A 26,911-nucleotide genomic window follows, 5' to 3' on the forward strand; every position below is an offset into this window, starting at 1 on the left:
ACTAAACGCAAGCCCATCAGATCTCGCGCGGAACGCTCGAGGTCAGATGATCGATCAAGGCACGTAGGCGACGCAACTGTTTCAGGTCGCTGTGGTAGCCGAGATAAACTACGCGGCCCGGCGGGGTGGAGCCTTCGAGCAGCTGAAGGGGTAGTGCATCGCCGATGACGCGGGGAAGAACCGCGAGGCCCACACCTTGCCGGCAAGCCTCGCCCTGGGAGTCGCGGTTGTTGCTCCGAAAGGCGAGGTGCGACTTCGGCCACCGTTTCGATAGCCACGCAACATCCGAAGCGGCATCGAGCGCGCTGTCGAGTGTTATCAGTTGGTGACCTTCGCCGTCGTCGCTCAGGTCTGGACTGCCATGTCGGGCGAGATAGCTCTCGGACGCATATAGCCCGTATCGCACCTCTGCGAACCGCCGCTGGATCACGCTTGCGTCGCTGAAAGGGGCGAACCGAAGTGCCATGTCCGCCTCACGCCGACGTAGATCGAGGTGTCTCGGGTGAGCAACGACCTCTACCGTTACCGATGGGTTCGCAAGGACGAATTGGGCGATCGGGCGAGCGAGGACATGCTGGGAAAACCAGTCCGAGCTCGTCACCTTCACGACGCCTTCGAGGTCGTGATCGACGCCAATCAGTCGGCGCCCGAGCGCGAGGGCTTCCTCCTCCATCCGCTCCGCATGAGCGAACATGACCTCGCCCTCGTCAGTGAGTTGATAACGCGCGCCGTCACGCAGGAAAAGTGGCCAGCCTATCGCGGCCTCAAGTGTCTTCAGCCGTCTGCTGGCGGTGGCTTGGCTCAAGCCTAGCGCAGATGCGGCTGCAGTTGCCGTTCCTGTGCGCGCAATCTGAAGGAACAACTTGACGTCATTCCAGTCGAAAACGGCATCGAAGTCTGCATGGTTCATTGTGGACCTTAATTCGAAATGCCGGAACCCAGAACTACCTATTGGATCACACGTAGCGCAAGGTTGCCCATGCCGAGTTGCTGAGCGGGTACGGACATAAGGGCCCAATTCTGGCGGTGATATTATGCCCGGAAATCAGTGATATAGTAGGTCGCACGCAAGAGCCTCACAAAAGTTCCATGCAATATCCGGCATCGGGTTTTCAGTCTTGGGCCTCGACCCCAGCCCTTCTGAACATCAGTCATAACTTCACCAAGATTGCAGCAGGTGGGATATATGCTCGTTCGCGAAGCCTTCTTCGACATGGCGCGTCAGCTCGGGCTGACGACGTGGTTCGGCAATCCCGGATCCACCGAAGAGACGCTGCTCCAGTCGTTTCCCGACGACTTCCGCTACGTGCTCGCTCTTCAGGAAGGGTCCGCGACCTCCATGGCGGATGGATTCTCACAGGCGACAGGGCAACCGGTGCTCGTGAACCTGCACACGGCCGCGGGCATGGGCAACGCGCTCAGCGGGTTGGAAACCGCATGGTACAACCGCACCCCCCTGATCATCGTTGCGGGTCAGCAGACGCGCGAGATGCTGCTCCACGAGCCGTATCTGGTCAACCCGGACGTCCACGACATCGCTCGGCCCTTCGTCAAGTGGGCCTACGAGAATGTCAGGCCCGACGATGTCCCCGGCGCGCTGATGCGCGCCTACGCCATGGCGGTGCAGGCGCCGGCCGGACCGGTCTTTCTGTCGATCCCGATGGATGACGTCGAGAAGGAGTATGGTGGCAGCAATCCGGTTCGCAAGATCCAGGGGCGGATCGGCGCCGATCCCGAGATGCTGGCGCCCGTGTCCAAGGCGCTCAACGAAGCCAAGTCGCCAGTGCTCGTCATCAGCTCGGCGGTCGACCAGCTGGGTGGCTGGGACGACGGCGTTCGACTGGCCGAGAAGCTGGGCGCGAAGGTGTGGGGATCGCCGAGCGATGGCTTTCCCGGCTTTCCGGAAACCCACCCGCTGTACCAGGGCGTGCTGCCGAGCGCGATCAAGCAGGCCGGCGAGGCGTTGGAAGGCGCGGACGTCATCGTTGTCCTGGGCGGTCCGGTCTTCCGCTATTATCCCTATGTCGCCGGCAATATCCTGCCCGAGGGGGCGCGGTTGTTCCAGATCGGCGACAATCCCTCCGACAACGCCGCGGCTTGGGTAGGTGACGCGTTTCTCGCCGATCCGGCCCGCGCGGCGGCCGTGTTGCTGGAGGCACTGGACGACCGGGCCCGTCCTGCCGCCCCCCCGAAGCCACCGCTCCCCGAGCCGGAATATGGCGACGTCATCACGCCCGAGGCCCTTTATCACCTCATCGAAAAGGTCCGGCCCGACGACAGCGTGATCGCTCAGGAGTCCTTGTCCACCCTGAAGCTGCTTCGCCAGCGCATTCCGACCAAGCGGTCCAAGAGCTTTTTCTCGATGTCCAGCGGTGTCCTCGGCTACGGCCTGCCGGCCGGCGTCGGCGTCGCGATCTCTCATCAGATCGAAAAGACGGGTCGGAAGACGATCTGCATCCTTGGCGACGGCGCCTCGAACTACGTCATCCAATCGCTGTACACGGCGGCGCAGCAGAACCCGGACATCTTCTTCATCATCCTGCGCAATTACGCGTACAACATCCTCAAGTCGTTCGAGGAGATGTTGCACACGCCGGGGGTGCCGGGTCTCGATCTTCCCGGTCTCGATTTCGTTGCGCTTGCCAAAGGCTACGGTGTCGAGGCTGCCCTTGTGCGCGAGCCGAGCGAAGTCGAGCAGGCGCTCAGGGACGGTCTGGCGAGAACGGGTCCGTTCCTGCTCGAAGTCATCGTCGACCCCACCGTGCCGCCGCTGCTGTGATGACCAGTTCAGTCCCTCACGCCGGCTCACCAGAGGCCGGCTCGTCCATCACCGTGCGCAGCGTTCGGGTGCGAGCGGTGTCGGTGCCCTTGCGGCGCCCGGTGATCGCTGCGATCGGCGCGTTCGATCACTGGCCATTGGTCCTGGTGGATATCGAGACCAGTGGCGGGGTGGTCGGATCGAGCTACGTCTCGCCCTACCGCGAACGCTCGGTCCCGGCGCTGGTACAGAGCATCAGGGATCTCGGCGAGCTCCGGCAAGGTGAACCGGTCGCGCCCGCCGCCGCCTTCGACAGCAATCTGAAGGCGCTGAACGTCGTCGGCCTCACCGGCATGTCGACCATCGCCATCGCCGCCATCGACATGGCGCTTTGGGATGCGCTCGCCAAGCAGGCGGGCCTGCCGCTGGTAACGCTGCTCGGCGGCACGCCGGGCGACTTTCGCGCCTACAACAGCAACGGTCTCTGGCGTGAGGAAGTGTCGAAGCTCGGGCCGGAGGCCAGGGAGTTGCTCGCGGAAGGCGGCTTCGACACGCTCAAGCTGCGCCTCGGCAACGAGCATTCGCGCGACGATCTGGCCGCGATCCGGGCGGTACGCGACGCGATCGGCCCCGATCCCGAAGTGATGGTGGACTTCAACCAGGCGCTCGGGTCCGGCGACGCGCTGCGACGGCTTCGCGACCTCGACGGGCAGGGGATCTACTGGTTCGAGGAGCCTATCCGCTACGACGATCTGGAGGGCTATCGCGCGATCGCGCGTACCGTCCGGACGCCGATCCAGATGGGCGAGAACTGGTATGGCGAGCGCGACCTGCTCCGCTTCGCATCCGCCGGCGCCACGGCTCTGGGCATGGCCGACCTGATGCGGATCGGCGGCGTCACCGGGTGGCTGCGCACCATGGGCGCGGCGGCCGCCGCGGGCGTCCAGCTATCGAACCATCTTTATCCTGAGATCGCGGTTCATCTGCTCCGCGTCTCACCGACGGCGCATTGGCTCGAATGGGTCGACTGGGCGGCGCCCGTCCTCAAAGACCCGCTCATGCCCAAGGGCGGCGTCTGCAGCACGCCCGATCGGCCTGGCGTAGGTTGGGCTTGGGATGAGGCGGCAGTCGAGAAATACGCTCTGGCGGTCTGACAACGCCCTTTGGGCACGACCGAGTGTGTGCGCGACGCACATCGCGAACAAGGCTGGTCAGAGCAATGCCAAGCGTCGGCCGCTCGGTTTGCCGATGGCATGACAGAACGAAAGTATAGCAAGGAGAAGTCCATGGCATATGCCACAATCAGCCCGGCCACCGGCGAGACGGTCAAACAGTTCGCGACAATGGCCGACGGTAATGTCCAAGGAACGTTGGAGCAGGCGCAGAAGGCCTTCGGCGATTGGCGTCACACGTCGGTGAACGTCCGGATCAAGGTCGTGGCTGGCGCAGCAGCAATTATGCGCCGGGATCGGGATCGACTTGCCGCGCTCGCGGTGCTGGAGATGGGCAAGCTGATCGAGCAGGCCAAGGGAGAGGTCGAGCTCTCCGCGAATATCCTCGACTATTACGCCGAACGCGCGGAACGCTTCCTCGCGCCCACAAGGATCGAAGAGGTCGACGACGCGACGTGGCGCCCGTTCCCCATCGGCGTGCTCGTCGCAGTAGAGCCCTGGAACTTCCCCTTTTATCAGCTCGCGCGTGTCGCCGGACCTCAGCTGATGGTCGGCAACACCGTCATCTGCAAGCATGCCAGCTCGACACCCCAATGCGCCCAGGCATTCGCGGACGTGCTGAAGGAAGCGGGCGCTCCGGCCGGGGTCTGGACCAACGTCTACGCCTCGACCGACCAGGTCGCCACGATGATCGAGAGCGACATCGTCAAGGGTGTGACCCTGACCGGCAGCGAGCGCGCCGGCGGGGCGGTGGCGGCCAACGCGGGCAAGAACCTCAAGAAGGCGGTGCTGGAACTCGGCGGCAGCGACGCGCTTATCGTCCTTGAAGATGCGCCTTTCGATGCGACGGTCGACAACATCATCTGGGGACGGATGAACAACACCGGGCAAAGCTGCGTGGCCTCGAAGCGCGCCATCATCGTCGGCAAGGAGCGAGGGGCGCAATTCCTCGATGCGATCTCGAAGCGCATGGCGGCGCTCAAGGTCGGCGATCCGATGGACCCGGCGACCGAGCTCGGCCCAGTATCGTCGGAAGGTGCGGTCAAGACGCTCGTCGATCAGATCGACCAGGCGGTAAAGGGCGGCGCGCGGGTGGTGACCGGCGGCAAACGCATCGATCGGCCGGGCTTCTATCTCGAGCCGACAGTGATTACCGACATTGGAAAGGACAATCCGCTCTTCGCGGAGGAACTCTTCGGCCCCGCCTTGTCGGTCTACGTCGTCGAGAACGAGGAAGAGGCGATCGTTGTCGCCAACGGTACGCCGTTCGGTCTTGGCGGCTCGGTCTTCACCAGCGATCTCGATCGGGGCCGGGCGATCGCGGATCGTATCGAGAGCGGGATGACCTTCGTCAACAACCCCACCTGGACGGCTCCTGAGCTGCCGTTCGGCGGGGTCAATCGTTCGGGGTACGGCCGGGAGCTTTCGATGCTCGGCTTTGGTGAATTCGTGAACCGCAAGCTCCTCGACGTGAAGCCAACTGGCGCGGCACCGCCCTCCGGCGCCAACGCCGGGTAGGGCACGTCGACATTTCCGGGAGAAGCGACTTGATGGTTGAGGAACCGACCTTTTGGCCTGGTGGGGCCAGGATCGCTGTCAGTCTAAGCCTGATGTTCGAGGGCGGCGGGCAGCCGATCTCGGGCGCACAGGGTGTCATCGACGAACCGATCGAGGGCGGCCTGCCCGACCTGCCGACGAACGCCTTCTTCGAGTATGGCGTTCAGGAGGGGATCCCTCGCATCCTCGACCTGATGGACCGGCATGGCGTCAAATTGACATCCTTCATGATCGGCGAAGCCGTTCGCAAGGCGCCGGCGCTCGCCCGGGAGATCGTGCGGCGCGGGCACGAGGCCGCCGCGCACGGCCGCTGCTGGGTTAAGAGCTACCAGCTCTCCGAGGATGATGAGCGGAACTTCATCGCGGAGGGCATCGCGGCGGTCCACGAGGTGACCGGAATCCAGCCGATCGGATGGAATGCCTATTGGATGCGGAACTCACCGCGGACGCTCGACATCCTCCAAAGCCTCGGCTGCCGCTACCATATCGACGAGCCGAGCCGCGACGAGCCCTTCATCGTGCCGCTCGCGCACGGCGACTTCGTGACCGTGCCCTACACCTTCCATATGAACGACATCGTCTCGTTCCCATTCGGCAATTGGGACCCGGCGGCGTACCAGCAGGCGCTCAAGGACGAGTTCGACCAGCTTTACGAGGAGGCGGCCGGGCGGCGCCGGATGATGGTCATCAGTCTTCACGATCGGATTTCGGGCCATGCGGCGCGGGTCCGGGCACTCGATCGCTTCCTTAGCTACGCGAAATCGCGGCCGGGCGTATGGTTCGCGCGCAAGGACGAGATCGCGGAATACGTGCTCGAGAACCGGGAATCGATGCCGATCGTCCATCGAGGTCCGCCCGCCGAAACCGGGCTTCCAGGACCAGAGCGTGGAGGCCGATGATGTCGATAGACCTCACGGGCGCTCGGGTACTCGTCGTCGGTGCATCAGGGGGCATCGGCGGTGCCGCGGCGCAGGCGTTCGCAAATGCCGGCGCCATCGTCTCGCATCCTGCCCGAGCCGAGCTCGACATCGCCGATGATGCGTCGGTCGCCTCCTGGTTCGAGGCCGCGGGATCGTTCGATCACGTCGTGGTCGCCGCTGCCCAGACCAAGACGGGGCCCGTCGCCGCTCTTGCGCTTGCGGACGCCAAGGCGGCGATGAACAGCAAGTTCTTCGGCGCCTATCGGGTGGCAAAAGCGGCGCGGGTGGTCGACGGCGGCTCGATCACCTTCGTATCCGGCTTCCTGTCGCAGCGGCCAAGCGCGATGTCGGTGCTCCAGGGAGCGATCAATGCCGCGCTGGAGGCGTTCGCGAGGGGGCTGGCCCTCGAACGCGCGCCGGTGCGGGTCAACACGGTCTCGCCGGGGCTAATCGACACGCCGCTGTATTCCAGAATGGCCGAAGCGGAACGCGCCGCGATGTTCGAGCGCACCGCCGCGCGTCTGCCCGCTCGCCGCGTCGGGCAGGCTGAAGACGTTGCCCAAGCCATTCTGTTCGTCGCCACGAATCCGTTCGTCACCGGATCGACCGTCACGGTCGACGGTGGCGGCACCATCGCATCCTGAGGATCCGACAATGCGTAGCTTGGTATTTGCAGCCCTGATCATTGCGGCGGCGCCGGCATCGGCCGCGCCCGTCGACGATGCCACGGCTATCGCCCGTGCGAAGCCGAAAATCCTGATCGTCGATCGCAGCCTGCCGCCAGCGGCCGTCGCCACGATGCTGAGGCCGGTCGATGCCCTTTACGGTTTCTGGAACAACGGCAGCCAGAAGCTGCTCGACCAGGCGATCGCGCCGACCTTCACCGATCATACGCTGCCGCGCGGCCGACCGCAGGGGCCGAAAGGCCCGATGGCGGGCGCCAGGGGCTTCATGGGCGCCGTGCCCGATCTTCGTTGCGACGTGGTCCAGCGTGTCGTCGCCGGCGATCGCGTCGTCAGCCAGCTTCGCTTTTCCGGGCACTTCACCGGCTCCTTCCAGGGCACGCGGGGGCGGGGCCAAGCGATCAACTTCATCGCCTTCGACATCGTGACCGTCCGTGGCGGTCGCATCGTCGAGATATCTCATCTCGAGGACAATCTGACCTTCATGAAGCAGATCGGCCTCGCGAAGTGATCGCCTCTGCTGCCGTGCGCTTTGCAAGGCCGGGCAGCGCCCGGCCTAACCGCGACCACTCCCCGCGTCCGACCCGGACGGTTCGCCTTGCTCAAAAGGAACATCGCTCATGAAAGCCGTCGGCTATCGCAACACCGGGGACGCCAGCGTCCTCGAATGGCTCGATCTTCCCGAGCCCGCCCTCCAACCCAGAGACCTTCTCGTGCGGGTGGAAGCCGCGTCGGTCAACCCGGCCGACATCGACACGCGGGAGTCGAAGGCGCCCCATGGCGATACCCCGGTCGTCCTCGGCTACGATGCGGCAGGAACGGTGATCCGCGCGGGCAGCGAGGCCAGCCTGTTCAAGGAGGGCGACGAGGTCTTCTATGCCGGGTCCATGGTCCGGCAGGGGTCGAACGCCGAGTTGCAGGCGGTGGACGAGCGGATCGTCGGTCGCCGCCCCAAGTCGGTGTCGTGGACCGAAGCCGCGGCGCTGCCACTGACGTCGCTGACGGCGTGGGAATTGCTGTTCGACCGTATGCACGCGCCCTATGGGCCGAAGAGCGGGGAGGGCACGCTGCTCATCATCAACGGCGCCGGCGGCGTCGGCTCGATGCTCACCCAGGTCGCGCGCCGCCTGACCGGTCTCACCGTGGTCGCCACGGCATCCCGGCCCGAGACCATCGAGTGGTGTACGAAAATGGGCGCGCACCACGTCATCAACCACCACGAGCCGCTCGACGAAGGGCTGAAGGCGGTCGGCATCGAGCAGGCCGAATACGTCGCCGGCCTGACGAAGACCAAGGCGCACACCGACGCGCTCGTGAAGCTGATCGCGCCGCAGGGCGCGATCGCGCTGATCGACGATGCGCTCGACCTCGAGCCGTTCAAGTTGAAGGCGGTGACGATCGCCTGGGAGCTGATGTTCACGCGCTCGTTGTACGGGACGCCGGACATGAGTCGTCAGGGGCTGATCCTCAACGAGATCGCCGACCTCGTCGATGCCGGCCTGATCGTGAGCACCGCTGCCAAGACCCTCGACGCCCTCACGCCCGAGACCCTCCGTCAGGGTCACGAGCTGAGCGAGAGCGGCAAGATGGTCGGCAAGATCGTTCTGCCGGGCATCCAGCACGGAGGAGCGTGATCCTATGACCAATCCTGTCGGCCAGGCCGTGGCCGTGGCGGCGGCGCTGATGGCGACCTCTGCGACGTCCGCGCAGACGCTCGAGCCTGTCTTCTCGAGCGACCTCATGATCAACGGCCCGACGACATCGCGAGACGGCCGGCTGTTCATCGTCGCGCAGCCGGCGAAGCCCGGTACGACGCCCCAGGTCGTCGAGATCCGCAACGGAAAGGCGATCGCCTATCCGGACGAGCGCTGGAACGGGTGGAAGCCCGGCATGGACGGGCATGATCGCTTCGTCGGCGTCAATTCCATCCGGGTCGGCCCCGACGGCGCGCTCTGGGCGGTCGATCGCGGCGGCCCCGGCATCGGCAAGCCCGCGGTGCCGGGCGGGTTCAAACTCGTGAAGATCGACGTCGCCAGCAACCGGGTCGAGCGCATCATCGACCTCGCGCCCGTCAGCAAGCCCTGGACCTTCATCGACGACGTGCGGTTCAACGGCGCCAACGCCTACCTGACCGACGCCGGCGCTCCCGGGCTGATCGTCCTCGACCTCAAGTCCGGCAAGGGACGGCGGGTGCTGGAGGGCCATCCCTCGACCGTGGCGCAATCGCCGCTCATGGCGGAGGGCAAGCCGCTGCTTACCGAGACGGGCGATCCGGTGAACATCCACGCCGACCAGCTCGAGGTCTCGCCCGACGGCAAGTGGTTCTACTACCAGCCGTGCAGCGGCCGGCTGTCGCGGATCGCGACCGGGTATCTCGACGACCCGACCCTGAGCGACGCGGAGCTCGCGGCCCATGTCGAGCGGTTTGCCGACACGCCCTCCACCGGCGGCACCGCCATCGACGCGAACGGCACGATCTACCTCAGCGATGTCGACGCGAAACGGATCGTCACGATCTCGCCGGAGGGCAAGATCGCCACGCTGATCTCCGATCCGAGGCTCGTCTGGGTCGACGCCATGTGGATCGACGACCACGGCGATCTGCTGATGCCGGCCGCGCAGCTCAACCGCACCGCGGGCCTGAACGGCGGCAAGGATGCCGTCGAGCAGCCGATCACGCTCTACCGCTACCATATCGGTCAACAGGGAGTCCGCAAATGACCCGCCCGATCCGTGTCGGACACATCAAGCTGTCATTCCACGACGCCGCCTCCGAACAGGTCGAACTGCTGCTCCGCTCGCACGGGCACGAGATCGAGCGATCGGCGGCACCCCACAAGGACATGTTCGCGAGCCTGGGGCGCGGCGAGGTCGACATGGTCGTCGCCGCCTGGCTGCCGTGGAGCCACGGCGTCTACTACGATCAGTTGGCCGAGAAGGTGAAGCCGATCACCGTCTTGTACGAGCCCTATGCGATCTGGGCAGTTCCCGACTATGTACCCGCCGAGATCGTCTCGATCGACGATCTGCTCCGCTCGCCGGCCGTCGACCGAATGGACCGGCTCATCCAGGGCATGGCGCCTGGCGCCGGGATCAGCGAGATGTCGCCCAAGGCGGTCGAGGCCTATGGCCTGGACAAGGCTGGCTACCATTTCGAGAACGGCACGGAGGACGACTGCATTGGTCGCATGGTGTCGGCCATTGCGGAGCGGAAATGGATAGTCATGCCGTTCTGGCGGCCTCAGGCGCTTCACCGGCGCTTCAACCTCCGTCACCTGGTCGACCGCAAGGCCGTTCTCGGTGCGACCGACAACGCCACCGTGCTGGTCCTTCGCGAGTCCGAAGACCTTATCGGCGCGGCGGCGTTGGCTGATCTGGCGAAACTCTATCTCGGTAACCCGCTGATGGAGATCCTTGATGAGAAGGTCCGCCGACGCTCGTCGACCGAGTATACCGATTATTCTCAGCCGAACGCGCCGTAGCCGCAACCACATGTCCGGGGTCAAAACGTAGTTGTCAGCAGCGCGTAATTTGGCCCGGTCTATACGCCGTCACCGACGCCGAAGGAGAAGCGTGATCGCGAGAGATGGTAGGCCGGCAATCGCTGCCGTTGCCGGAGATGCGCTGGTCGCGGCGGGGGCGGCGCTGTCATTGCGGTGAACGACGTATCGCTGGGCGATAAGCGTGGCTCAGCCACGTACCAAAAGACCGATCGATCATTCCAGTCCCGAAATTAGGAGAACAATCGTGATCGCTACCCTCATCGCCATCGCCGTCGCGGGTGCGACTAATGGCGGTCCCGACACGTCACTACACCGGCAGTGGCAAGCTTGCGTGGACGGAGCGGGCAAGGTCGATTTCACGCTCTGCGGCGATCAATATGTTCGCGACGCCGACCTGATGCTGAACGCCACTTGGCGTCAGGTCCGAGCTGCCGCCACCGGAATGCCAGGAACCGCGAGCGCCCTGCTGGACGAGCAGCGTGCCTGGATCGCTTATCACCAGAAAGCGTGCGGTTTCTATCGTAGCCAGACCGACTGGGGCCAGCTCGGCATGACGTATAATTATTACGAATGTCAGGGTCGCGATATCGAGCGGCGGACCGCTGAACTGCGCTCGTATGCCGGTTTCATGACCAAGAAGTGAGCGCTCTGACGCTTGGCGATGATGGCGAAGCGGCCCATGGTCCGCATGGCCGGTAGGTAAGAAAGGCACGGCAGAGGTGACCGTCGCGTCATTGATGCGTCGGCTCGCGAGGCAGGCGATGGTACTGGGTGCCGCATCACCTGGCTTTGCCGCAGCCGCGCCTCTGGTTGCGCCATGGCAGTCTAATACGGGGGCGTCGGCAATGGTCCGTCGACCGCTTCGCCACGACGATCTGCGCCTCCCGATAGAGGTTGACGGGCGCAGCTTCGATCTCGAGGCGCGCCTCGACCGACCGGAGGGGCCGGGACCGTTCCCGTTGGTCGTTATCAACCACGGCACCCCCGGCAATGCTGCCGCCCGGCTACGCAAGCGGATCGTGTTCGGCCGTGCGACGCTGGTTCGTCGAGCATGGCTATGCCGTCCTTCGCGCGTTGCGGCCAGGGTTCGGCACCTCGCCCGGACCGTATCTGGAAAGCACCGGGCCGTGCCGGGACGCGGATTATGTCGAGGCGGGCCGTCGCATCGCTTCGGTCGAGTGGGCGATCGTGCGTGCCGGGCAACGATTGCCCGGGGTCGATCGCTCCCGCGTGCTTGTTCTTGGACAGTCGGCCGGAGGGCTGGGCGCGGTTGCCCTCGGCGCTGATCCGCCGCTTGGCGTGCGCGGCATCATAAGCTTCGCCGGAGGACGCGGGTCCGATGAGCACGAGCACATCTGCGCGGGCTACGGGTCGCTCATCCACGCCATGAGCGTCTTCGGCCGCGAAAACCGGCTGCCGCAGTTGTGGCTCTACTCGGTGAACGACCATGACTTTCCGCCCCGCTTGTCGCACCGCATGGCGGACGCATTCACGGGGCAGTCGCGCCCGCCGTTCGAGTTCGTGGACCTCCCACCGTTCAAGGACCAAGGCCATGATCTGTTCGAGCAGGCCGATCCCGAGGTCTGGAGCGCCGCGGTCAGTCGATTTCTCGCTCGGACAGGGATGGAGCTATCTCCCGCCCCCGACGATCGAGAAAAAGGGTAAGAGAGTACCGGTTGCCGCCACGCGGACGTCGCGTAGGAACGGCATCATAGATGGTGAGCCGATTCGCGTAAGAAGGAGAACGATGAAGTTGTTATCTATAACTGCGGTGGTGCCCCTCCTGTTCATGGCCGGCGCGGCCCAGGCGGTCGGTGATCCGCCCCGGAAGATGAACACGAGGGAGGCCACGAGCCTCTACCGCTCGATACGTCCTCTCCTGACGAACGACGGGGCGAGCTGCCCGGCCGGGCAGGCACCGGTTTCTGGATCGATCACGGGCGGCGCCGCGCCGGGGACGGGTAGCCAGACGATCGAGCTCACCTTCGACAAGGGTGCCAGAGTGGTCGTGTCAAAATCGTGGGATCAGTCATCTCATACCGCGACCGTCGGGATCAGATGCTCCTGACCGGTAACGGTTATCCTCCAAGCGACCTCACACTCGGACTGATGCTGATGTCGGCACACCAGCGATCACGTCTATCCGGCACGCGTCCCGACGCGTCGATATCTGATGAGCGTAGTTTCCAGTGGTGGGCGCGATGACACTTGACAGCTCCAGCCCCGCCCCCAGCGAACGCCTTGCTGTTACCGCGGGGACGCGTTGGTGAAGAACTCGCTCGCGATCCTCCAGCGTCCGGCTATCTTGAGAAGCTGCATCGTTTTCCACGCACGAAACGCGCCGTGCGCGTCGAGATTGGTATAGACGAGGTCGACGTCGGCAAGTGCGCCATGGCGGCGGATATGCACATCGCTGAAAGTCTGGGTAAAGGCGGGGCCTTCGAAGACGCCCTTGCGGAAACCCTCATAGTCCCGCCAGGCCGCGGCTCCTTCGGCATTCGGATTGGCAGGCACGAACGCGAATGGGATGTCCTTCCCGAGCAGCAACGTCTCGAACAGCGTCTGATCCTTGCGGCTTACAGCCGATTGGTAGGTCGCAAGCAAGTCGCCGATCAAGCGATCGTCGTCCGCGTCCGTCGATGCTGAGGGAGCCGCCGACGCGACCTGGCAGAACGGTGATCCGGCTAACCCGGTCAGCATCAGCATGGCGATCAGCCAGGTGGCACCATGGCGGATGATTTCGACCGTACGCCTGCTTGCCATCGACTTGATCCCCATCAGTTCCACTACGCGCCCCGTACCGGCGGCATCAGATCGCAGATCGATACCTCCGTCCCCCGGGCCTTGACCTGATCGGCCGTGAACCGGCGAAAAGCGGGGCCGGCAGGGTCCATTACCTCGACGTGCGGACGTTCGCCCACGGGCATGTCGACGGCGAGGCGGACGCGAATCATGCGATCGGGCTGCGCCGGCGGCTCTCCGACCGCTACCGTGTCGATCGCTTCCTGACCGCTCAGCACGCGTCCAAACAGAGTGAAGTCGTGATCGAGCTCGTGCGTGTTGGCACGGTTCATATAGATCTCGGAATTAGCGGTGCTCGCATCGGTATCGTGACCCATGCCGACCATCCCCTTGCAGCTCGCCACCCATTGCTGCGGCAGGCTGCCCTTGGCGACCGGCATGGCGCCGAATACGCCCTCCTGCCCGTCGTCGCGCATAAGCAGCCAGGTGACTGGCCCGACGCGCTCCCTGAACCAGAACTCCTGCCTCAGGTTGGGCAGTTCGGTCTTGCCACCGTCATGGTTGTTCGGATTGCCGGTCTGCGCGACGAAGCCATCGATCACCCGGTGGAACAGCAGACCGTCATACGTGCCGCGACGTGCCAGTAGCGACACGCGCTCGACGGCGCGCGGCGCTATCCTTGGCTCCATTTCGATGACGACACGGCCCTTGCTGGTATCGATTACCAGCAGCGAGGCGGGATCGGGCACGCGCCAGTCGTGTGACGGCTCCGCAAGCACCGAACCCGACGCCGACAGAAGCAGCAGAGCAGACGCGATCCTCATTCGATTAATCCTCCGATCGAGCTCTGTCTTCTCGAGCAACGCCGACGATACAAGCCCATCACGTGCTGACGATGGTCTTGGCATCCCGAGCACGAACTAGATGGCACCAGGATCCGGAGAAGGAACTCATGGTCAGACATGGCTCAGAATGCCGGCTGCAACGACGCGGTGCTACGCGGCACGGAAGCCGTACGGCCGACCGGCCACATCGCCGGAATTCGCTCGAAGCGGGCGGCGAGCGAGTGCTTGGCGATCGCCGTACCGGCGAAGAGCGGGTTCGCCGACGCGAGCGGGCCCGCCGAAGCCGGTCCGCCCGCAGTGGTCGCCACGGCGACCAAGGCTTGCGTCTTGAGCAGGTCCTCCCGCCATCTGAAGGAGCGATGCGACATCGGTCCTCTTGCTCGAGTTCCAGAGACCGCCATCGATTTCCCTACTAGCGCAGCAGCACCGGGCCGGCGCCGATCTTCACGCGCAGCACGTGATAGGGCTGCTTGCGAAGATCGACACCCTGGTGAAACCCCGCCTGCCGGTAGAGCTGGTTCGCGGTAAAATAGAGCCAGCCGTCGCGCGACACCGACAGGGTGTCGGGCCACATGATCCGGGGATCGCTGGCAATCGTCTCCCACCGGCCGTCGTGGAAGCGACGAATGGCGTTATGCTCGAAATCGCCGGCATAGATGTTGCCGCGATCGTCCGCCGCCAGCCCGTCCGACGGCGCCTTCGCGCCCAGGTCTCGCACGGCCGCAGCGATCTGGGCGTCGCTCGCAGACGGATCGCGGAGCAGAGCGGTGGGGACGCTGTAGAAGTGGCGGCTCGAGAGCGCGCAATAGTACAGCGTCGCCCCGTCGGCCGATAGCTCGATGCCGTCGGTCGCGACCGACCAGGGTGAAGGCGCCTCGCCCTTCGGCCGGTTCATCAGAACCTCGCCCTCGAGCATCGGCTTGAAGTCGGGGTCCGGCATGGTCGAGGGATGGCCCGACAGGCGGCGCATCGCCTTGCCCGACGCGATGTCGACGACGATCAGGCCACCCGGCCCCTTGATCGAGCTGTCGGTGATGTAAGCCACGCCTTCCGAACCTTGGCGAAGGTCGACGCGAACGTCGTTCACGTACGTTGTGGGCAGAACGACGTCGGAGCCGAGCGGGACGGTCTTGACGACCTTTTCGGACCGCGTGTCCCAGACGACCAGCTTGGGTCCACCGGCAAGCGGCTCGCCGAACTTGGGGGCGCCGGTATCCAGGATCCAGAGCCGGTCATCGGCATCGGCGACGACGCTTTGGACGCTTACCAGTCGCGATGCAGCGCCGGTGCCCGGCCCGGTCGCGAAAACCTCGTCGGCGATCGGTACGACGGTGCCGCCCTTGACCTCGGCGATGGCGTTCGGCGCCTCATCCCCCCATTGCGGGTAGTTGATGAAGATCCGGCCGCTCGGCGTCACCGTGATGCCGGTCGGCATGGCCCCGCGCACATCGGCGACTACCTCGACCGGTGTCGGCGCAGGGTGTGCGGTGGCTCCCGCAGCAGCGGTGGCAGCTAGGACGGTGGCGATGCTGGGAGACTTCATGGGGCACTCCGTAGATAAAGGGGGGCAGTTCTATTTCGCCGCGCCGGTGGCGGCACCGGCCGCAGCGGACGGAACGCCATCGAGCCAGTCCTGTCGCTGCGGCGCGAAGAAGTCGATGTCGATCGTGTCCTGTGGACAGTGAAACTCATGGGGAACGTTCGGCGGAATGACGAGCACGTCGCCCGCCGCCATCGTGAACTTGCGGCCCTGCGAAAATACGTCGCAGCGGCCAGACACGATCCACGTCACCTGTTCGTAGCTGTGGTGGTGAAGCGGAAAGACACCGCCGGCCTTGACCGTCCACTTCACAAAGGTCGTTTGCCCACCGGCCAGATACTGGCGTCGCACCAGCGGCGAGACCTGTTCGGAGGGCTGCTGATCGAGCGGGTACAGCGTCGGCAACGATCCCAGATGGTCGCTGACCAACGGGATCATACCGCGACCGGGGGCATCGCTGCCCGGCTTGACGATCGTTTGTGCGTTGCCCGTCCCGGCAAGTGATGCTGCGATCACGAGCAATCCGAATGCCCGCACTGTCCGCTTCGCTGTCATGACCTTACCACCTGCATAGTTGCCTGCCGCGCATCGGACGCGGCGCCATATCAATTGGATCCTGCGGTGGGTGCCCGCACTTGCCGCCCATGCCCGAAAAGCACCTTGCCGGCGGCAGGTGCCGTAGGTCGAAGGAACGCCCCGCCGACCTCATCGACATTCGTCTCGTTCGATAGCGTTTCAACGCGGTCGAGCGGTCTTGGCGCCAAGCCGGTTCCCGTCGGAAGTTTTCTCCAGCCATGTGGTACTTACGTTTCCCCGCGCTTCCTGGACCGTGATCTGCGCCATCGACTGACCGAGGCGGGCACCATGCCAATGCTTCACGCCGGGCGGTATCCGGATGACATCCCCCGTCTCGATCTCCTGGAGTGGGGCGCCCCACGCCTGCACGTACCCGCGCCCGGCCGTCACGATGACCAGCTGACCGAGCGGATGGGTATGCCAGCCGCTGCGGGCGCCCGGATCGAACGAGACGGCGGTGACGGAGACACGCGATGGCCCGTGCGCCGACACCAGCGACCGGATCCCGACCACACCGTCGAATTGTGTCGACGGGCCCGACCCGGACGGGAGGGAGGTCTGCGAGACCACCTCCAGCTCGGGCGCTGAGGCCGAGACCGAGGGAAAGGCCGCGCCGAGACAGAGGAACGCCGCGACAATGGTCGCCGACCTTCTTACGACGCGGTTTCCGGCCGGAGACATGGCTCAGCCCTGGGTGCCGCCGATCGCCTCGAGCAGCGCGTCGCGCCCGGCCTGCGCCACCGCCACGTCCTGCTCCGTCGTCCCCGAACCGACACCGATTGCGCCGATGACGACGCCGTCGACCTCGATGGGGAAACCTCCGCCCAGATTGACCAGCGCGCCATGGCTGGCAAACCCGAGGTTGGCGCCGAACTCGAAGGGGATATCGCCGGTCTTGGCGCCGGTCGCCGCAGCCGTCGCCGCCTTGCCGATCGCCGGATCGCGCGCGACCACTGCCGCTCCGTCGATACGGGCGTAGGCGAGGAGGTTTGAGCTGGCATCAACCACCGCGATGCACTCCACCGCGCCGATTTCAGCGGCCTTGACCACCGCGGCGTCGATCGCGACGCGTGCCCCTGCGTAGGTGATCGTCTTGCGAACCTGAACAAGTGATTGGCTCATCTTGATGTCTCTCTCTTCCGATCAATCTCTGCTTGGAAGCTATTTGAGAGAAAATCTGAAACGTTGACCTTGGAGAAACGACATCATGTCCCGATGCGCTCCCATCGAGAACACCAGGGATGATATGCGGGCAACAGTCCTGATAATCCAATAGCACCAGCGCGGTGATTGCTGACCTAGGAAGGGCGACCGGTCGACACCCAATATCGAAGACGCACCTTCTAATTTTGAATGGAACATTCTCTCTTGTCGGGGGAGATCCGCTTCAAGCTGCAAAAAAGACTTGCTACCGCCATTATTGTATCGGAGCCTACGATGTAGGCGCATGGGTGGCGTTCCCCCATGCGTTTATGTACGGTGACGAGATTCCCGCGTTGGCGCTGCTGGACGCCGGTATCGCCGCTGTCACTTTACCCGACACCCTGCCATCGACCTCGGACAAATCGTGGAAGATCTGGCACTTCGGCTTCCACGCGGTGCCGGATTCGCCGGAGATCCTGGTGCAAGGGCGAGAGCGGCCATATCTGGAATGGTTCTTCCGCACCAAAGCCGCCAACCCCGCAGTTTACGGTGACGCCGAGATCGCAGAGTATATCCGCTCTTTCTCCGCACCCGGGGTGATGCGGGCCGGATTGGCGTTCTACGGAGCGATCAGCCAGTCGATGAGGCAGAATCGCCAATTGGCGGCGGGCACGAAGCTAGCGATGCCGGTGCTGGCCCTCAGCGCTGATCAGGGCTCGATCCCGGACATGGCTGCGTCGCTGCGCCCATTCGCGAACGATGTTCAGGGTATGGTGATCCCAGATTGCGACCACTTTCGGCCCGAGGAGAAACCGGAGGTTGTGGCAGACGCACTTTCGAAGTGTTTAGGACATGAACGATCTAGGACGTCCTTGCCATAATTGACGTCAACGCTCGCCGAGATTGACGTTCGGCATCATGACTGGATGACCTACCTAATGGCAAATCGCCGTCGTGATGCTGCAAGGCTAAAGACTTAAGCAGACTATAGTTCCTGCGCTTAAGACGATTTACAGGCTTCGTCTCTGACCAGCCTTATCAAATTTTCTCTTGCTGATCCTGCTCGCCAGAGCAATCCCAACTCCCGAGAAGGTGCAGGGCCCTCAATTTCATGCTTGGTGATTCGAAGTCCACTCGACAAAGGAAGGTCGCGATCAGGTATCAACGACACACCAAGGCCGCGATCGACGAGAACGGCAATTGCTTCCAGGGAGTCCAACTCGACTCGTTCCGTCGGTCTGATCCGCTTCGTTCGCAAGAAATTTTCTGCGATCTGGCCCGACCACAATGACCGATCGTACCTGATAAACGGGCGTCCCTTCAGAAGGGTAATAGCATCCGTGACCATCTCATCGGCGGCACTCACGACGACGTATCGCTCGGAACGCAAGCATTGCCAGACCATGTCTTTCGGCAAGATGAAAGGCGGGTGAAATAGAAACGCCACGTCGACGTCACCGTTGATCAGCATCGCAAATACCTGCGACGATGGCCCTTTCTGAACGCCGATGTCTATCTTCGGATATCTATCGGCCAGTGTCGGCAGCACGTCACAAAGTACGGCAGGTATGGCAGATGGTGCGACTCCCATCCGTAATTGTCCATGAGGTTGATCGTGTCGAGCTGCGCTTGCGAGATCCCGCAAATCGCGCAGAATTGATTTCCCGCGAGCCGCAACTTCAATCCCGGCTTGTGTCGGGGCGGAGATTCGACCGGACCGGATGACCAGCGCAAATCCGAGCTCATCTTCTAGAGATCTGATACGGAGCGCCAACGTGCTCGGTGCGACGTTGAGCTGCCGAGCGGCTTCGGCGATCGACCCGCTCTCGGCGAACGCGACGAAGCAGGAGAGGAAGCGGGTATCCAAGTCTAAAGGTCCCAAGCTCGAATTTGCTGCGGATCAGGTAACAGGAATCCTGTGCACAGAAAACCGTCGGGAGCCACTAATCCTGTTGTCCATATCGGCATACCCTCAGGCTCGATGGTGACCTTGGATTCAAAGGGCGGCACCGCATCGAGAGAGGATCGAGACATGACCGACCTAAGTCCAGCAGTGTTGTCGGAGGACGCGTTGACCGTTCTCGCCATCGCCGCTTTGGAGGGCTGTGGTCTGGAAACAGCGGACGCTATTGCGACCGCTCGGATACTCGTACTCGGAGAGATGTTTGGCCTGGGGACCCACGGCGTAGGCCGTATCCCCTCGTACGGCGAACGACTGCGGATCGGCGGCATCAACGCCGCGCCACGGATCGAAATCGATATGGTGGCGCCGTCAATCCGTAAGGTGTCGGGTGACAATGGCGTAGGCCCGCTTGTGGGCATGCGGGCTCTCGAGGCGGCGATGGATGCCGCCTCGCAAACTGGTCTTGGACTGGCGCTCGCGCGAGGCAGCAATCATTTCGGACCGGTTTCTCCCTACTGTCACATCGCGGCAGGCGCCGGCTTCGCAAGTCTGATCGGTAGCAATGCATCGACGACTATCGCACCTTGGGGCGGTCGCGAGGCTCGGCTGGGCAATAGTCCCTGCGGCTTTGGCTTCCCCAATCCCGGTGGCGAACCGGTCATCCTGGACATGGCGGTCAGCGTCGCGGCGCGCGCCAAGATCCGCAAGGCGGCAGCAGCCGGGCAGGCCATACCGGACACTTGGGCAACCGATAGGGCCGGGAAACCGACCACCGACCCCAATGAGGCGCTAGACGGCTTCCTCCTCCCGATCGGCGGGCACAAGGGTTATGGCCTGGCTCTGATCGTCGACCTGCTTGCCGGTGTACTTTCCGGTGCCTCGTATCTGACCCATGTCAAATCCTGGTCCGCTGAACCGGACCAGCCGCAGGACCTTGGGCATTACTTTATGCTGATCGACACCAAGCGACTGGGTGGCAGCGAGTGGCTAACGGCCCGGATGGATGATTTCGCGCATATCCTGCATACCACCCCCGCGGCCGATCCCGCCAAGCCCGTCCTGCTCCCCGGCGAGATCGAGAATGCCAACCTTGAGCGGGCGCGTCGCGAGGGCATTCGCTTGGACGCGGCGCTCCTGGACCAGCTGCGAACCTTGGCGAACAACGTGTCGATAGCGGTCTGAGACCGTCACCGACAGCGACACCATAGCATAAAAATCCCGGCAAACGGGCCAATCAAGAGAGGATGGAGCATGACGGAAGCCGTCATTCCCGGAGCAGGCGGCGGCTACCTGTCGCCAGGAAGCCAAGCAGAGGTAAAGGCCGCATTCCGCAAGGTCATCTGGCGAATGCTGCCGATCCTCACACTCGGCTACGTCTTCAACTTTCTCGATAGGACCAATATCGGGTTCGCTGCATTGCAGATGAACCGCGACCTGGGCCTGACCGCGACGCAGTTCGGCTGGGGAGCCGGCATCCTCTTCCTGGGATATTGCGGTTTCGAGATGCCGAGCAACATGTTGCTCTATCGGTTCGGCGCCCGCCGCTGGATCGCGCGGATCATGATTTCATGGGGTGCGCTGTCCTGCGCGATGGCGCTCGTCTCGGGCGCCACGACCTTCTACCTTCTGCGCTTCGCCCTGGGCGTCGCCGAAGCCGGCTTCTTCCCCGGCATCGCCTTCTTCCTCTCGGCCTGGTTTCCAGCCGAGTATCGCGCCAGGATCCTGTCCTGGTTTCTAATCGCGGTACCGGTGTCCTCCGTCATCGGAGGACCTCTCGGAGGAACGATGCTGGAGCTCGACGGCGCGCTTGGCATTGCGGGCTGGCAGTGGCTCTTCCTGATCGAAGGCTTTCCCGCGATCGTCATCGGCTTCTTCGTCCTGCGGCTGCTCGCCGACCGGCCGCAGGATGCGGCATGGCTGACACCGCGCGAGCGTGAACTCATTCTCAAAAGCCTGGAAGGTGAACACCGCAAGGATGCCGTCCGTCATCTCGGTCCCGCGCTGAAGGACGTCCGCGTCTGGATGTGTGCGCTCATCTTCCTCGGGTTCACCATCGGTTCCTACGGCGTGCAGATCTGGCTGCCACTCATCCTCAAGGAACGCGACTTCACCAACCTTCAGATCGGGTGGATCTCGGCCATTCCCTATCTCGTGGCGAGCATCGCCATGGTGGTCTGGGCACGCGCGGCGGACAAGTCGGGCAAGCCGACCGCCAATCTGGCGCTGTGCTGCGGACTGGGCGTGATCGGTTTCGTGACGGCTATCGCCACCGGTCGCTTCGATCTGTCCATCATAGGCCTGACCTTGGCCCTCGTCGGGGTCACGGCGGCAAGGGCGATCTTCTGGTCGATCCCGACGCGCTTCCTCACCGGGATCGCGGCCGCCGGCGGGATCGCCTTCATCAACACCATCGGCACCACCGGCGGCTTCTTCGGACCGATCATCGTCGGTTGGCTGAAGGACGAGTTCGGAACCTTCAGGGCCGGCCTCCTCGCGATGGCGGGCTTCATGGCGATGTCCGTCATCGTCTCGCTGCTCCTGCGGCGGATCAACGATCGGCCCTGAGCGAAGGCGAAGAAGACCGGTAATAAAAGAATAGGAGAGAGCGATGACGAATAGGAGAACGCTCCTGGCTGGTATGGCGGCAAGCACGATCCTGCCGGGTATGGCGGGCGGGACCACGCGCGGCGGGCGGCCAAGCGGCCATGTCGTCCTCTACGCGAACGTCGGGTCCGTGCTGACGACTTACGACGTCGACGTCGAAGCCTGTGCCCTCACTCCGGGCCGCAGCGTAACGCTGCCCGAAGCAGTCCAGTATGTCTGGCCTCATCGGTCGCGGCGCTTCCTCTACGCCGTCACGAGCAACCAGGCACCGGGGAACGGCGCGGCGGCGGGCAATGCGCATCATCTACAGGCGCTCGCGGTCGAGCCGGAATCGGGCTCGCTCGCGCTGCACGGACCGGCGGTGCCTCTTCCCTCGCGCCCGATCCACGTCAGCACGGACATCACGTCGACGCATGCGTTGGTCGCGTTCAATAAGCCGAGCGCTCTGCGCATCTACCGCATCAACCCGGACGGTACGGCAGGGTCCGAAATGGTGCAGCGGTCGCATGTCGATGCCGGCATCTACGCGCATCAGGCCCGGGTGTCGCCCGACGACCAAATGGCGATCCTCGTCACGCGGGGCAATGAAGGGACCGCGGCACGTGCCGAGGAACCGGGCGCGCTCAAAACCTTCTCTTATCGTGCGGGTTCGCTGTCGGACGAGCGGTCGATTGCCCCCGATGGCGGACGTGGGTTCGGACCACGGCATGTCGACTTCCATCCGACGCGGCCTTGGGTCTTCGTGTCGATCGAGACGCAGAACCAGCTCGCGCTATTCCGCAGACGGGGGGATACGCTCGATGAACGCCCCGCCTTTCGCGTGACTACCCTGCCCGCCGCCGGGGCCGGGCCCGCGAGGCAGGCCGCAGGCCCGATCCACATCCACCCCAACGGTCGCGTCGTCTACGTGGCGAACCGCGCCGAGCAGACAGAACTCGTCGACGGAAGGTCGGTCTTCAAGGGTGGAGTGAACGGCATCGCGGTGTTCGCGATCAACGCCGGCACCGGCGAGCCTCGCCTGCTGCAACACGTCGACTCGCGAGGCATCCATCCCCGCACCTTCCACATCGATCCAAGCGGCCGGATGATGGTGGTCGAGCACAACCTGCCGGTCCGAACCCTGTCCGGTGGCGTGGTCGCCGCCGGGCTGTCGGTGTTCCGCATCGCCGACGACGGCACGTTGTCGTTCGTCCGGAAGTACGATGTGCCCGTGGGCGAGGCCAGCATGTTCTGGGCCGGCATGATCGCCCTTCCCGGCACGAGGTCCTGAACATGTTGCGCGTCCTTATGGTCGGCGTCGGCATGGTCCCAATTGTATCTTCCGTCAGTGCACAGACGGCACCGTTGGAGCAGACGGTTCGCGATCAGGCCGACCTGCTGCGCAGGCAGCAGGAGCGGATCGAAGCACTGGAGCGTGCAGTACGTGCCCTGTCTGCGACAACGGCGGCTGCCGTGCCGGCGGAGAAGGCGACTGCATCGTCGGTATCGGGGACAAACGTCGCGCTTGCTCAGGGTTCGCCGATTTCGGCGAGCGGAGCGTCAGGGGAAAGAAATACCCGCACTCGGGCCGAACGGCTTCGCCAGCTTCCCGCGGGGAGTGCTGCACTGCGTCCACCTACCGACCCGTTCACAGCACCGTCACCGCCGGGGCAGTCGACGATCGATGCTGACGAGACGTTCGACTGGCGCAAGGGCCTGCCGCAGATCACCAGTAGGGACGGCCGGTTCGCCTTCCGGCTTCGCGGACGAGCGCTCATGGATTTCTCCACGACTTCGGGCTCGCGCTACGATGCGCGAAACATCACCGGCACCGAGGCGCGATCGGTACGCCTGGGCGTCGAGGGTCGTGCCGGCGACAAGCTGGCCTATCTGGTCGAGTTCGACCTCGGCGACAACCGAGCCGCGTTGCGCAGCGCCTATCTCGCCTATACCCAGAAATGGGGCAAGAACGACTGGGAGTTCTCGCTCGGCAACCGCCTGACCGATCGATCGATCGATGGCGGCTCGAGCTCGGACAGCCTGCCGCTCCTCGAACGCAGCGTTGCAGCTCTGGCCACTACGCCGGCGAAGGGTTCGTTCGGCATCGGCGCGATGCTCAAGGTCTTCGGGACGTCATGGCATGTGGCGGCGCAGGTGGCCGGAAACGAACCCGGCACGAACGGCACCGCGGACGACACGGTGACGATGACGGGGCGGGTCCATTGGAACCCGTGGCGATCCCGGGACGGGATCGTCCACATCGGGGGATGGGCATACCGTGAGGAGTTTTCGTCGAGCGTCGCCTCCCTTCCCCTATCCGTGCGTCTCGGCGGTCGTTTCAACGACCTCGTCACCGGGCAGACGAGCAATTTCGTCCGGCCCGACCACAGCAACGCGTACGGACTGGAGGCGGGTGGTACATGGCGATCCTTCTGGATGTTCGGGGAATATGCTGAACGTCGTCTCTATGATCGTGCCGGGTATGACGAGAACGTCGAGGCGGCATCGTTATCCACCGGCCTGTACCTGACGGGCGAGAAGGCGCCGTACGTGGCACGATCCGGAACCTGGTCGAAGCCGCGGGTTCTTCATCCGGTGGTGGATGGCGGTGCCGGAGCCATCGAGATCGCTGCCCGTTACGACCGCCTGCGCTACACCGGCCCCCATGGGTCGGACGGTTGGTCGGCTACGTTTGGAGCGAACTGGTATCCCCTCGACTGGGCGCGACTTTCCCTGGACGGCATCTTGTGGCGCACGGATAATCGGGCAGGGATCTTCGTCGGTCCGGACACCGGTCAGACCCTCTACACGCGTATGCAGATCTCGTTCTGATCCTATCGCTCGATGACGCTCGATGTAGTGCGCCAACATCTCGTCCAACGACACCCGCGTTTCGCGAGGCGTTGGGGTACGATCGGGAAAAAGCACCACGCGCGGCGTGTCGCCCGCATGCCAGCCGGGTAGGACATGCTCGCGCCTGCGGGCGTCGCAGATCGGATGCGACATCGACTCGCGATGCAATCCGCGAAGCAGCCAGATCAGTTCGGGATTGCGCGTCGCCTCCGCTTCGATGCGACGGCTCGACCGCCCCTGGCTGATATAGCTGTACGGGTAAGCTTGAGCATGTCGCCCGGATCATTCCCCCGACCGACTCGTGGCTTTCGGTCGCGAGCGTTGGAAGCCTACCGCGTTTAGATCCAGGTCATCGACAAACGGTTCGATAAACCGCACGATCCGGCTGACGCACATATAGGCGGGGCGGCTTCGGCGGTTCATCCTCAATTTACGGCCTGAAGTGGATGACCATCGCATGCCGCGCGGTATTATGTTCGTGATCCGCACTGCCGCTAGCGCGTGGATATGAAGCTACCGTTCGGCAGCTCCATGTTCTGCCTTGCCAACGCTGGATGCCGACATCGGTCTTGCGATCGCATCCATTTCTCGCGACATCGTCTTCCAGTAGGCATTACGATCGCCGGGCTCCGCATAGACCTGCGCCATGCTATGCGAGGCACCCGTTACGTAGTTGAAAACGGCATGACCTCCGACCTTGCGAAAGGCGGCGTCCAGTCGGCGCACCGCGCCGTCGAGATAGAAGGAGTCCTCCGCGCCGACCCGCACATGTACCTTGCTGTCGAGGCCATGACGAAGACTCGGCCAATCTGCTTCAACCTTGTGCGCGATATCGTAATGTTCGCGCCAATAGGCTGCGACCACCGGATCGACGACGCCAGTGTGCCGGTTAAACAGTCGCTTGGGCTGACCGTCTGGTCCGCGCGGCGAGAAGGCCCACTCAAAGGAGCGTAGCTGGCCGCCGTTGCCATCGCGAGCGAGCACCTCCTCCAGCTTTGTCTCCCCCTCGATCGTCTGGCGCACCTCACCACCATCTCGTTCAAGCGGACGCGGCGTGCCATTGGCAGACCGGAACATGTTGGCGTTGGCCACGGAAAGATCGACGCCTAGAAAGTCGGTGAAGTCGACTGGATCGGGCGAGGTCGACCAGCAGCCACCGAATAGGGTCGGGTAGGTCACCATCGTCCAGAGCGCGAACCAACCACCCGAACTATGGCCGGTAAGAAACCGGCCACTCGGCCGCGCATCCATGCGATAGCGGCGCTCCAACGCGGGGATGACATCGCGAACCAGGGCATCGCCCCAGGGTCCGTTGTTTGCGCTGTTCGCGAACTCGGTCGTACCAACGGATGTGGCATAGTCGAGCGCCACCCAGATCATCGGTCGTATCGCACCTGTTTCCATGAGATGCCAAATCTTGGACAGTTGCTGGCCGTCCTGGCGATGGTCGGTTCCAAAACCGCCGGCAGTATAGACGGTTGGATAGGTAACCCGGCCAGCCGGATCATAGCCGGGCGGCGTCAACACCCAAGCCCTGACCGCCTGTGGCGAATGATGAAAGCGCGTCAGCGCCGTACTTGCAATGAGTTCATCGTTGAGGTGGGCGCGACTGGCGGCGATCTGCGCCGCTGCAGCGGGAGGAAGCCCGACCGTCTCGAATTGCCCAGGAGCAGGCGGCACCACATCATCAAGGGGTATTGTCATGTCCCGGCGGAGCGGTAGATCGACCGTGATGACCTTCGAAAGGAGATCGCCTGGCCCACGCCCACTATAGGCATAGTCATCGTTGCGATCGAGCACTGCCTGCAGTCGATAGGAGCCAGCAGGCAATTCGCCGAACGGGGTGGGGTAGGCAGGCGCGTTCGGTTCGATCGTAACGGTGCGCCTGCTGGCGCGGGCGATTCCCATGGATGCGACGGAGACGTTCGGAGCATCGGGCATTCCGATGTCGACGGCAGCATGCGTGGCGGTCGTGACCGTCGCAGGCTCTACGAACACGAGGAGGCGTCCGCTCGCATCCGGCGACATGTCGGCCGGAAGCTCCAGCTGCAGCGTCGAGATCGGCGACGCAGCGAGCAGGGGTAGGGCAAGAACGGTGGCGAGCAAGCGCATGAATACTCCAATCCGTGGTGT

The 26,911-nt window shown here is 64.0% G+C and carries 26 protein-coding genes; 16 read left to right on the forward strand and 10 right to left on the reverse strand.

Going from position 1 to position 26,911, the window contains the following annotated elements; all coding sequences use genetic code 11:
- Nucleotides 1–16 precede the first annotated feature (16 nt).
- On the reverse strand, nucleotides 17–910 hold the full coding sequence (locus AC07U4_RS21890; protein WP_495197071.1) for a LysR family transcriptional regulator: 894 nt from the start codon (nucleotides 908–910) through the stop codon (nucleotides 17–19).
- Between the two features lie 276 nt (nucleotides 911–1,186).
- Between AC07U4_RS21890 and mdlC the strand changes: the two genes are divergently transcribed.
- The 11 genes from mdlC (at nucleotide 1,187) to AC07U4_RS21945 (ending at nucleotide 12,258) form a co-directional block, all read left to right on the forward strand.
- Nucleotides 1,187–2,779, forward strand: a complete 1,593-nt coding sequence (gene mdlC / locus AC07U4_RS21895) for a benzoylformate decarboxylase (protein ID WP_495197072.1) — start codon at nucleotides 1,187–1,189, stop codon at nucleotides 2,777–2,779.
- Entirely contained in the window at nucleotides 2,779–3,912 is a 1,134-nt protein-coding gene (locus tag AC07U4_RS21900; protein ID WP_495197073.1) for an enolase C-terminal domain-like protein, read from the forward strand. Before mdlC ends, AC07U4_RS21900 begins: the two co-directional genes overlap by 1 nt.
- Before the next feature lie 27 nt (nucleotides 3,913–3,939).
- Nucleotides 3,940–5,448 carry an NAD-dependent succinate-semialdehyde dehydrogenase gene (locus tag AC07U4_RS21905; RefSeq protein WP_495197074.1) on the forward strand — a complete coding sequence of 503 codons (1,509 nt, stop codon included), beginning with the start codon at nucleotides 3,940–3,942 and terminating at the stop codon, nucleotides 5,446–5,448.
- A 92-nt stretch (nucleotides 5,449–5,540) separates the two neighbouring features.
- Nucleotides 5,541–6,386, forward strand: coding sequence for a polysaccharide deacetylase family protein (locus AC07U4_RS21910; protein WP_495197075.1), 846 nt, complete (start codon nucleotides 5,541–5,543; stop codon nucleotides 6,384–6,386).
- Entirely contained in the window at nucleotides 6,386–7,051 is a 666-nt protein-coding gene (locus AC07U4_RS21915) for an SDR family oxidoreductase (RefSeq protein WP_495197076.1), read from the forward strand. The genes AC07U4_RS21910 and AC07U4_RS21915 overlap by 1 nt, the downstream gene beginning before the upstream one ends.
- Before the next feature lie 10 nt (nucleotides 7,052–7,061).
- Nucleotides 7,062–7,601 (forward strand): ester cyclase, encoded by a 540-nt coding sequence (locus AC07U4_RS21920; RefSeq protein WP_495197077.1) that lies wholly within the window; start codon nucleotides 7,062–7,064, stop codon nucleotides 7,599–7,601.
- A 109-nt stretch (nucleotides 7,602–7,710) separates the two neighbouring features.
- Complete coding sequence (locus AC07U4_RS21925) at nucleotides 7,711–8,724, forward strand: zinc-binding alcohol dehydrogenase family protein (protein WP_495197078.1); 1,014 nt, start codon at nucleotides 7,711–7,713, stop codon at nucleotides 8,722–8,724.
- Between the two features lie 4 nt (nucleotides 8,725–8,728).
- On the forward strand, nucleotides 8,729–9,811 hold the full coding sequence (locus tag AC07U4_RS21930; RefSeq protein WP_495197079.1) for an SMP-30/gluconolactonase/LRE family protein: 1,083 nt from the start codon (nucleotides 8,729–8,731) through the stop codon (nucleotides 9,809–9,811).
- Nucleotides 9,808–10,572, forward strand: coding sequence for a glycine betaine ABC transporter substrate-binding protein (locus AC07U4_RS21935; RefSeq protein ID WP_495197080.1), 765 nt, complete (start codon nucleotides 9,808–9,810; stop codon nucleotides 10,570–10,572). The genes AC07U4_RS21930 and AC07U4_RS21935 overlap by 4 nt, the downstream gene beginning before the upstream one ends.
- Before the next feature lie 265 nt (nucleotides 10,573–10,837).
- Nucleotides 10,838–11,236: a lysozyme inhibitor LprI family protein gene (locus AC07U4_RS21940; protein WP_495197081.1), complete on the forward strand. Its 399-nt coding sequence runs from the start codon at nucleotides 10,838–10,840 to the stop codon at nucleotides 11,234–11,236.
- A gap of 386 nt (nucleotides 11,237–11,622) precedes the next feature.
- Nucleotides 11,623–12,258 (forward strand): alpha/beta hydrolase, encoded by a 636-nt coding sequence (locus AC07U4_RS21945; RefSeq protein ID WP_495197082.1) that lies wholly within the window; start codon nucleotides 11,623–11,625, stop codon nucleotides 12,256–12,258.
- Between the two features lie 582 nt (nucleotides 12,259–12,840).
- Here AC07U4_RS21945 and AC07U4_RS21950 read toward each other — a convergent pair.
- The 7 genes from AC07U4_RS21950 to AC07U4_RS21980 all read right to left on the reverse strand — a co-directional run bounded on the left by AC07U4_RS21950 (nucleotide 12,841) and on the right by AC07U4_RS21980 (nucleotide 17,418).
- Entirely contained in the window at nucleotides 12,841–13,380 is a 540-nt protein-coding gene (locus AC07U4_RS21950) for a nuclear transport factor 2 family protein (protein ID WP_495197083.1), read from the reverse strand.
- Nucleotides 13,380–14,084: a peptidylprolyl isomerase gene (locus AC07U4_RS21955; protein ID WP_495197084.1), complete on the reverse strand. Its 705-nt coding sequence runs from the start codon at nucleotides 14,082–14,084 to the stop codon at nucleotides 13,380–13,382. The genes AC07U4_RS21950 and AC07U4_RS21955 overlap by 1 nt, the downstream gene beginning before the upstream one ends.
- 218 nt (nucleotides 14,085–14,302) lie before the next feature.
- Nucleotides 14,303–14,548: a hypothetical protein gene (locus AC07U4_RS21960; RefSeq protein ID WP_495197085.1), complete on the reverse strand. Its 246-nt coding sequence runs from the start codon at nucleotides 14,546–14,548 to the stop codon at nucleotides 14,303–14,305.
- Between the two features lie 44 nt (nucleotides 14,549–14,592).
- Nucleotides 14,593–15,723, reverse strand: a complete 1,131-nt coding sequence (locus tag AC07U4_RS21965) for an L-dopachrome tautomerase-related protein (protein ID WP_495197086.1) — start codon at nucleotides 15,721–15,723, stop codon at nucleotides 14,593–14,595.
- 30 nt (nucleotides 15,724–15,753) lie between these two features.
- Entirely contained in the window at nucleotides 15,754–16,275 is a 522-nt protein-coding gene (locus AC07U4_RS21970) for a cupin domain-containing protein (RefSeq protein ID WP_495197087.1), read from the reverse strand.
- Between the two features lie 180 nt (nucleotides 16,276–16,455).
- On the reverse strand, nucleotides 16,456–16,977 hold the full coding sequence (locus tag AC07U4_RS21975) for a cupin domain-containing protein (protein WP_495197088.1): 522 nt from the start codon (nucleotides 16,975–16,977) through the stop codon (nucleotides 16,456–16,458).
- 3 nt (nucleotides 16,978–16,980) lie between these two features.
- Nucleotides 16,981–17,418 (reverse strand): GlcG/HbpS family heme-binding protein, encoded by a 438-nt coding sequence (locus AC07U4_RS21980; RefSeq protein WP_495197089.1) that lies wholly within the window; start codon nucleotides 17,416–17,418, stop codon nucleotides 16,981–16,983.
- Nucleotides 17,419–17,792: 374 nt separating this feature from the next.
- Here AC07U4_RS21980 and AC07U4_RS21985 point away from each other — a divergent pair, with 374 nt between their 5' ends.
- Nucleotides 17,793–18,320 carry an alpha/beta fold hydrolase gene (locus AC07U4_RS21985; protein WP_495197090.1) on the forward strand — a complete coding sequence of 176 codons (528 nt, stop codon included), beginning with the start codon at nucleotides 17,793–17,795 and terminating at the stop codon, nucleotides 18,318–18,320.
- A 119-nt stretch (nucleotides 18,321–18,439) separates the two neighbouring features.
- Here the strand turns inward: AC07U4_RS21985 and AC07U4_RS21990 are convergent, their stop codons facing one another.
- A complete protein-coding gene (locus tag AC07U4_RS21990) occupies nucleotides 18,440–19,306 on the reverse strand; it encodes a LysR family transcriptional regulator (protein WP_495197091.1) in 867 nt (288 codons plus the stop codon).
- Nucleotides 19,307–19,471: 165 nt separating this feature from the next.
- Between AC07U4_RS21990 and AC07U4_RS21995 the strand changes: the two genes are divergently transcribed.
- From AC07U4_RS21995 to AC07U4_RS22010, 4 genes are all read left to right on the forward strand, one after another.
- Complete coding sequence (locus tag AC07U4_RS21995; protein ID WP_495197092.1) at nucleotides 19,472–20,524, forward strand: Ldh family oxidoreductase; 1,053 nt, start codon at nucleotides 19,472–19,474, stop codon at nucleotides 20,522–20,524.
- A 69-nt stretch (nucleotides 20,525–20,593) separates the two neighbouring features.
- The gene (locus tag AC07U4_RS22000; RefSeq protein WP_495197093.1) at nucleotides 20,594–21,907 is read left to right on the forward strand and encodes a cytochrome b6-f complex subunit PetN; all 1,314 of its coding nucleotides are present in this window, start codon (nucleotides 20,594–20,596) and stop codon (nucleotides 21,905–21,907) included.
- A 43-nt stretch (nucleotides 21,908–21,950) separates the two neighbouring features.
- Nucleotides 21,951–23,216 carry a lactonase family protein gene (locus tag AC07U4_RS22005; protein WP_495197094.1) on the forward strand — a complete coding sequence of 422 codons (1,266 nt, stop codon included), beginning with the start codon at nucleotides 21,951–21,953 and terminating at the stop codon, nucleotides 23,214–23,216.
- Between the two features lie 2 nt (nucleotides 23,217–23,218).
- Nucleotides 23,219–24,757: an OprO/OprP family phosphate-selective porin gene (locus AC07U4_RS22010; RefSeq protein WP_495197095.1), complete on the forward strand. Its 1,539-nt coding sequence runs from the start codon at nucleotides 23,219–23,221 to the stop codon at nucleotides 24,755–24,757.
- A gap of 534 nt (nucleotides 24,758–25,291) precedes the next feature.
- Here the strand turns inward: AC07U4_RS22010 and AC07U4_RS22015 are convergent.
- Nucleotides 25,292–26,890 carry an alpha/beta hydrolase gene (locus tag AC07U4_RS22015; RefSeq protein WP_495197096.1) on the reverse strand — a complete coding sequence of 533 codons (1,599 nt, stop codon included), beginning with the start codon at nucleotides 26,888–26,890 and terminating at the stop codon, nucleotides 25,292–25,294.
- Nucleotides 26,891–26,911: the final 21 nt, after the last annotated feature.

This window comes from Sphingomonas sp. GW821-FHT02B09 (genome assembly GCF_059421875.1).

Excerpts from the sequence above, each read along its gene's own strand:
- AC07U4_RS21890 (WP_495197071.1), bottom strand. The coding sequence starts at position 910 with ATGAACCATGCAGACTTCGATGCCGTTTTCGACTGGAATGACGTCAAG.
- mdlC (WP_495197072.1), top strand. The coding sequence starts at position 1,187 with ATGCTCGTTCGCGAAGCCTTCTTCGACATGGCGCGTCAGCTCGGGCTG.
- AC07U4_RS21900 (WP_495197073.1), top strand. The coding sequence starts at position 2,779 with ATGACCAGTTCAGTCCCTCACGCCGGCTCACCAGAGGCCGGCTCGTCC.
- AC07U4_RS21910 (WP_495197075.1), top strand. The coding sequence starts at position 5,541 with ATGTTCGAGGGCGGCGGGCAGCCGATCTCGGGCGCACAGGGTGTCATC.
- AC07U4_RS21915 (WP_495197076.1), top strand. The coding sequence starts at position 6,386 with ATGTCGATAGACCTCACGGGCGCTCGGGTACTCGTCGTCGGTGCATCA.
- AC07U4_RS21920 (WP_495197077.1), top strand. The coding sequence starts at position 7,062 with ATGCGTAGCTTGGTATTTGCAGCCCTGATCATTGCGGCGGCGCCGGCA.
- AC07U4_RS21925 (WP_495197078.1), top strand. The coding sequence starts at position 7,711 with ATGAAAGCCGTCGGCTATCGCAACACCGGGGACGCCAGCGTCCTCGAA.
- AC07U4_RS21930 (WP_495197079.1), top strand. The coding sequence starts at position 8,729 with ATGACCAATCCTGTCGGCCAGGCCGTGGCCGTGGCGGCGGCGCTGATG.
- AC07U4_RS21935 (WP_495197080.1), top strand. The coding sequence starts at position 9,808 with ATGACCCGCCCGATCCGTGTCGGACACATCAAGCTGTCATTCCACGAC.
- AC07U4_RS21960 (WP_495197085.1), bottom strand. The coding sequence starts at position 14,548 with ATGTCGCATCGCTCCTTCAGATGGCGGGAGGACCTGCTCAAGACGCAA.
- AC07U4_RS21965 (WP_495197086.1), bottom strand. The coding sequence starts at position 15,723 with ATGAAGTCTCCCAGCATCGCCACCGTCCTAGCTGCCACCGCTGCTGCG.
- AC07U4_RS21970 (WP_495197087.1), bottom strand. The coding sequence starts at position 16,275 with ATGACAGCGAAGCGGACAGTGCGGGCATTCGGATTGCTCGTGATCGCA.
- AC07U4_RS21975 (WP_495197088.1), bottom strand. The coding sequence starts at position 16,977 with ATGTCTCCGGCCGGAAACCGCGTCGTAAGAAGGTCGGCGACCATTGTC.
- AC07U4_RS21980 (WP_495197089.1), bottom strand. The coding sequence starts at position 17,418 with ATGAGCCAATCACTTGTTCAGGTTCGCAAGACGATCACCTACGCAGGG.
- AC07U4_RS21995 (WP_495197092.1), top strand. The coding sequence starts at position 19,472 with ATGACCGACCTAAGTCCAGCAGTGTTGTCGGAGGACGCGTTGACCGTT.
- AC07U4_RS22000 (WP_495197093.1), top strand. The coding sequence starts at position 20,594 with ATGACGGAAGCCGTCATTCCCGGAGCAGGCGGCGGCTACCTGTCGCCA.
- AC07U4_RS22005 (WP_495197094.1), top strand. The coding sequence starts at position 21,951 with ATGACGAATAGGAGAACGCTCCTGGCTGGTATGGCGGCAAGCACGATC.
- AC07U4_RS22010 (WP_495197095.1), top strand. The coding sequence starts at position 23,219 with ATGTTGCGCGTCCTTATGGTCGGCGTCGGCATGGTCCCAATTGTATCT.
- AC07U4_RS22015 (WP_495197096.1), bottom strand. The coding sequence starts at position 26,890 with ATGCGCTTGCTCGCCACCGTTCTTGCCCTACCCCTGCTCGCTGCGTCG.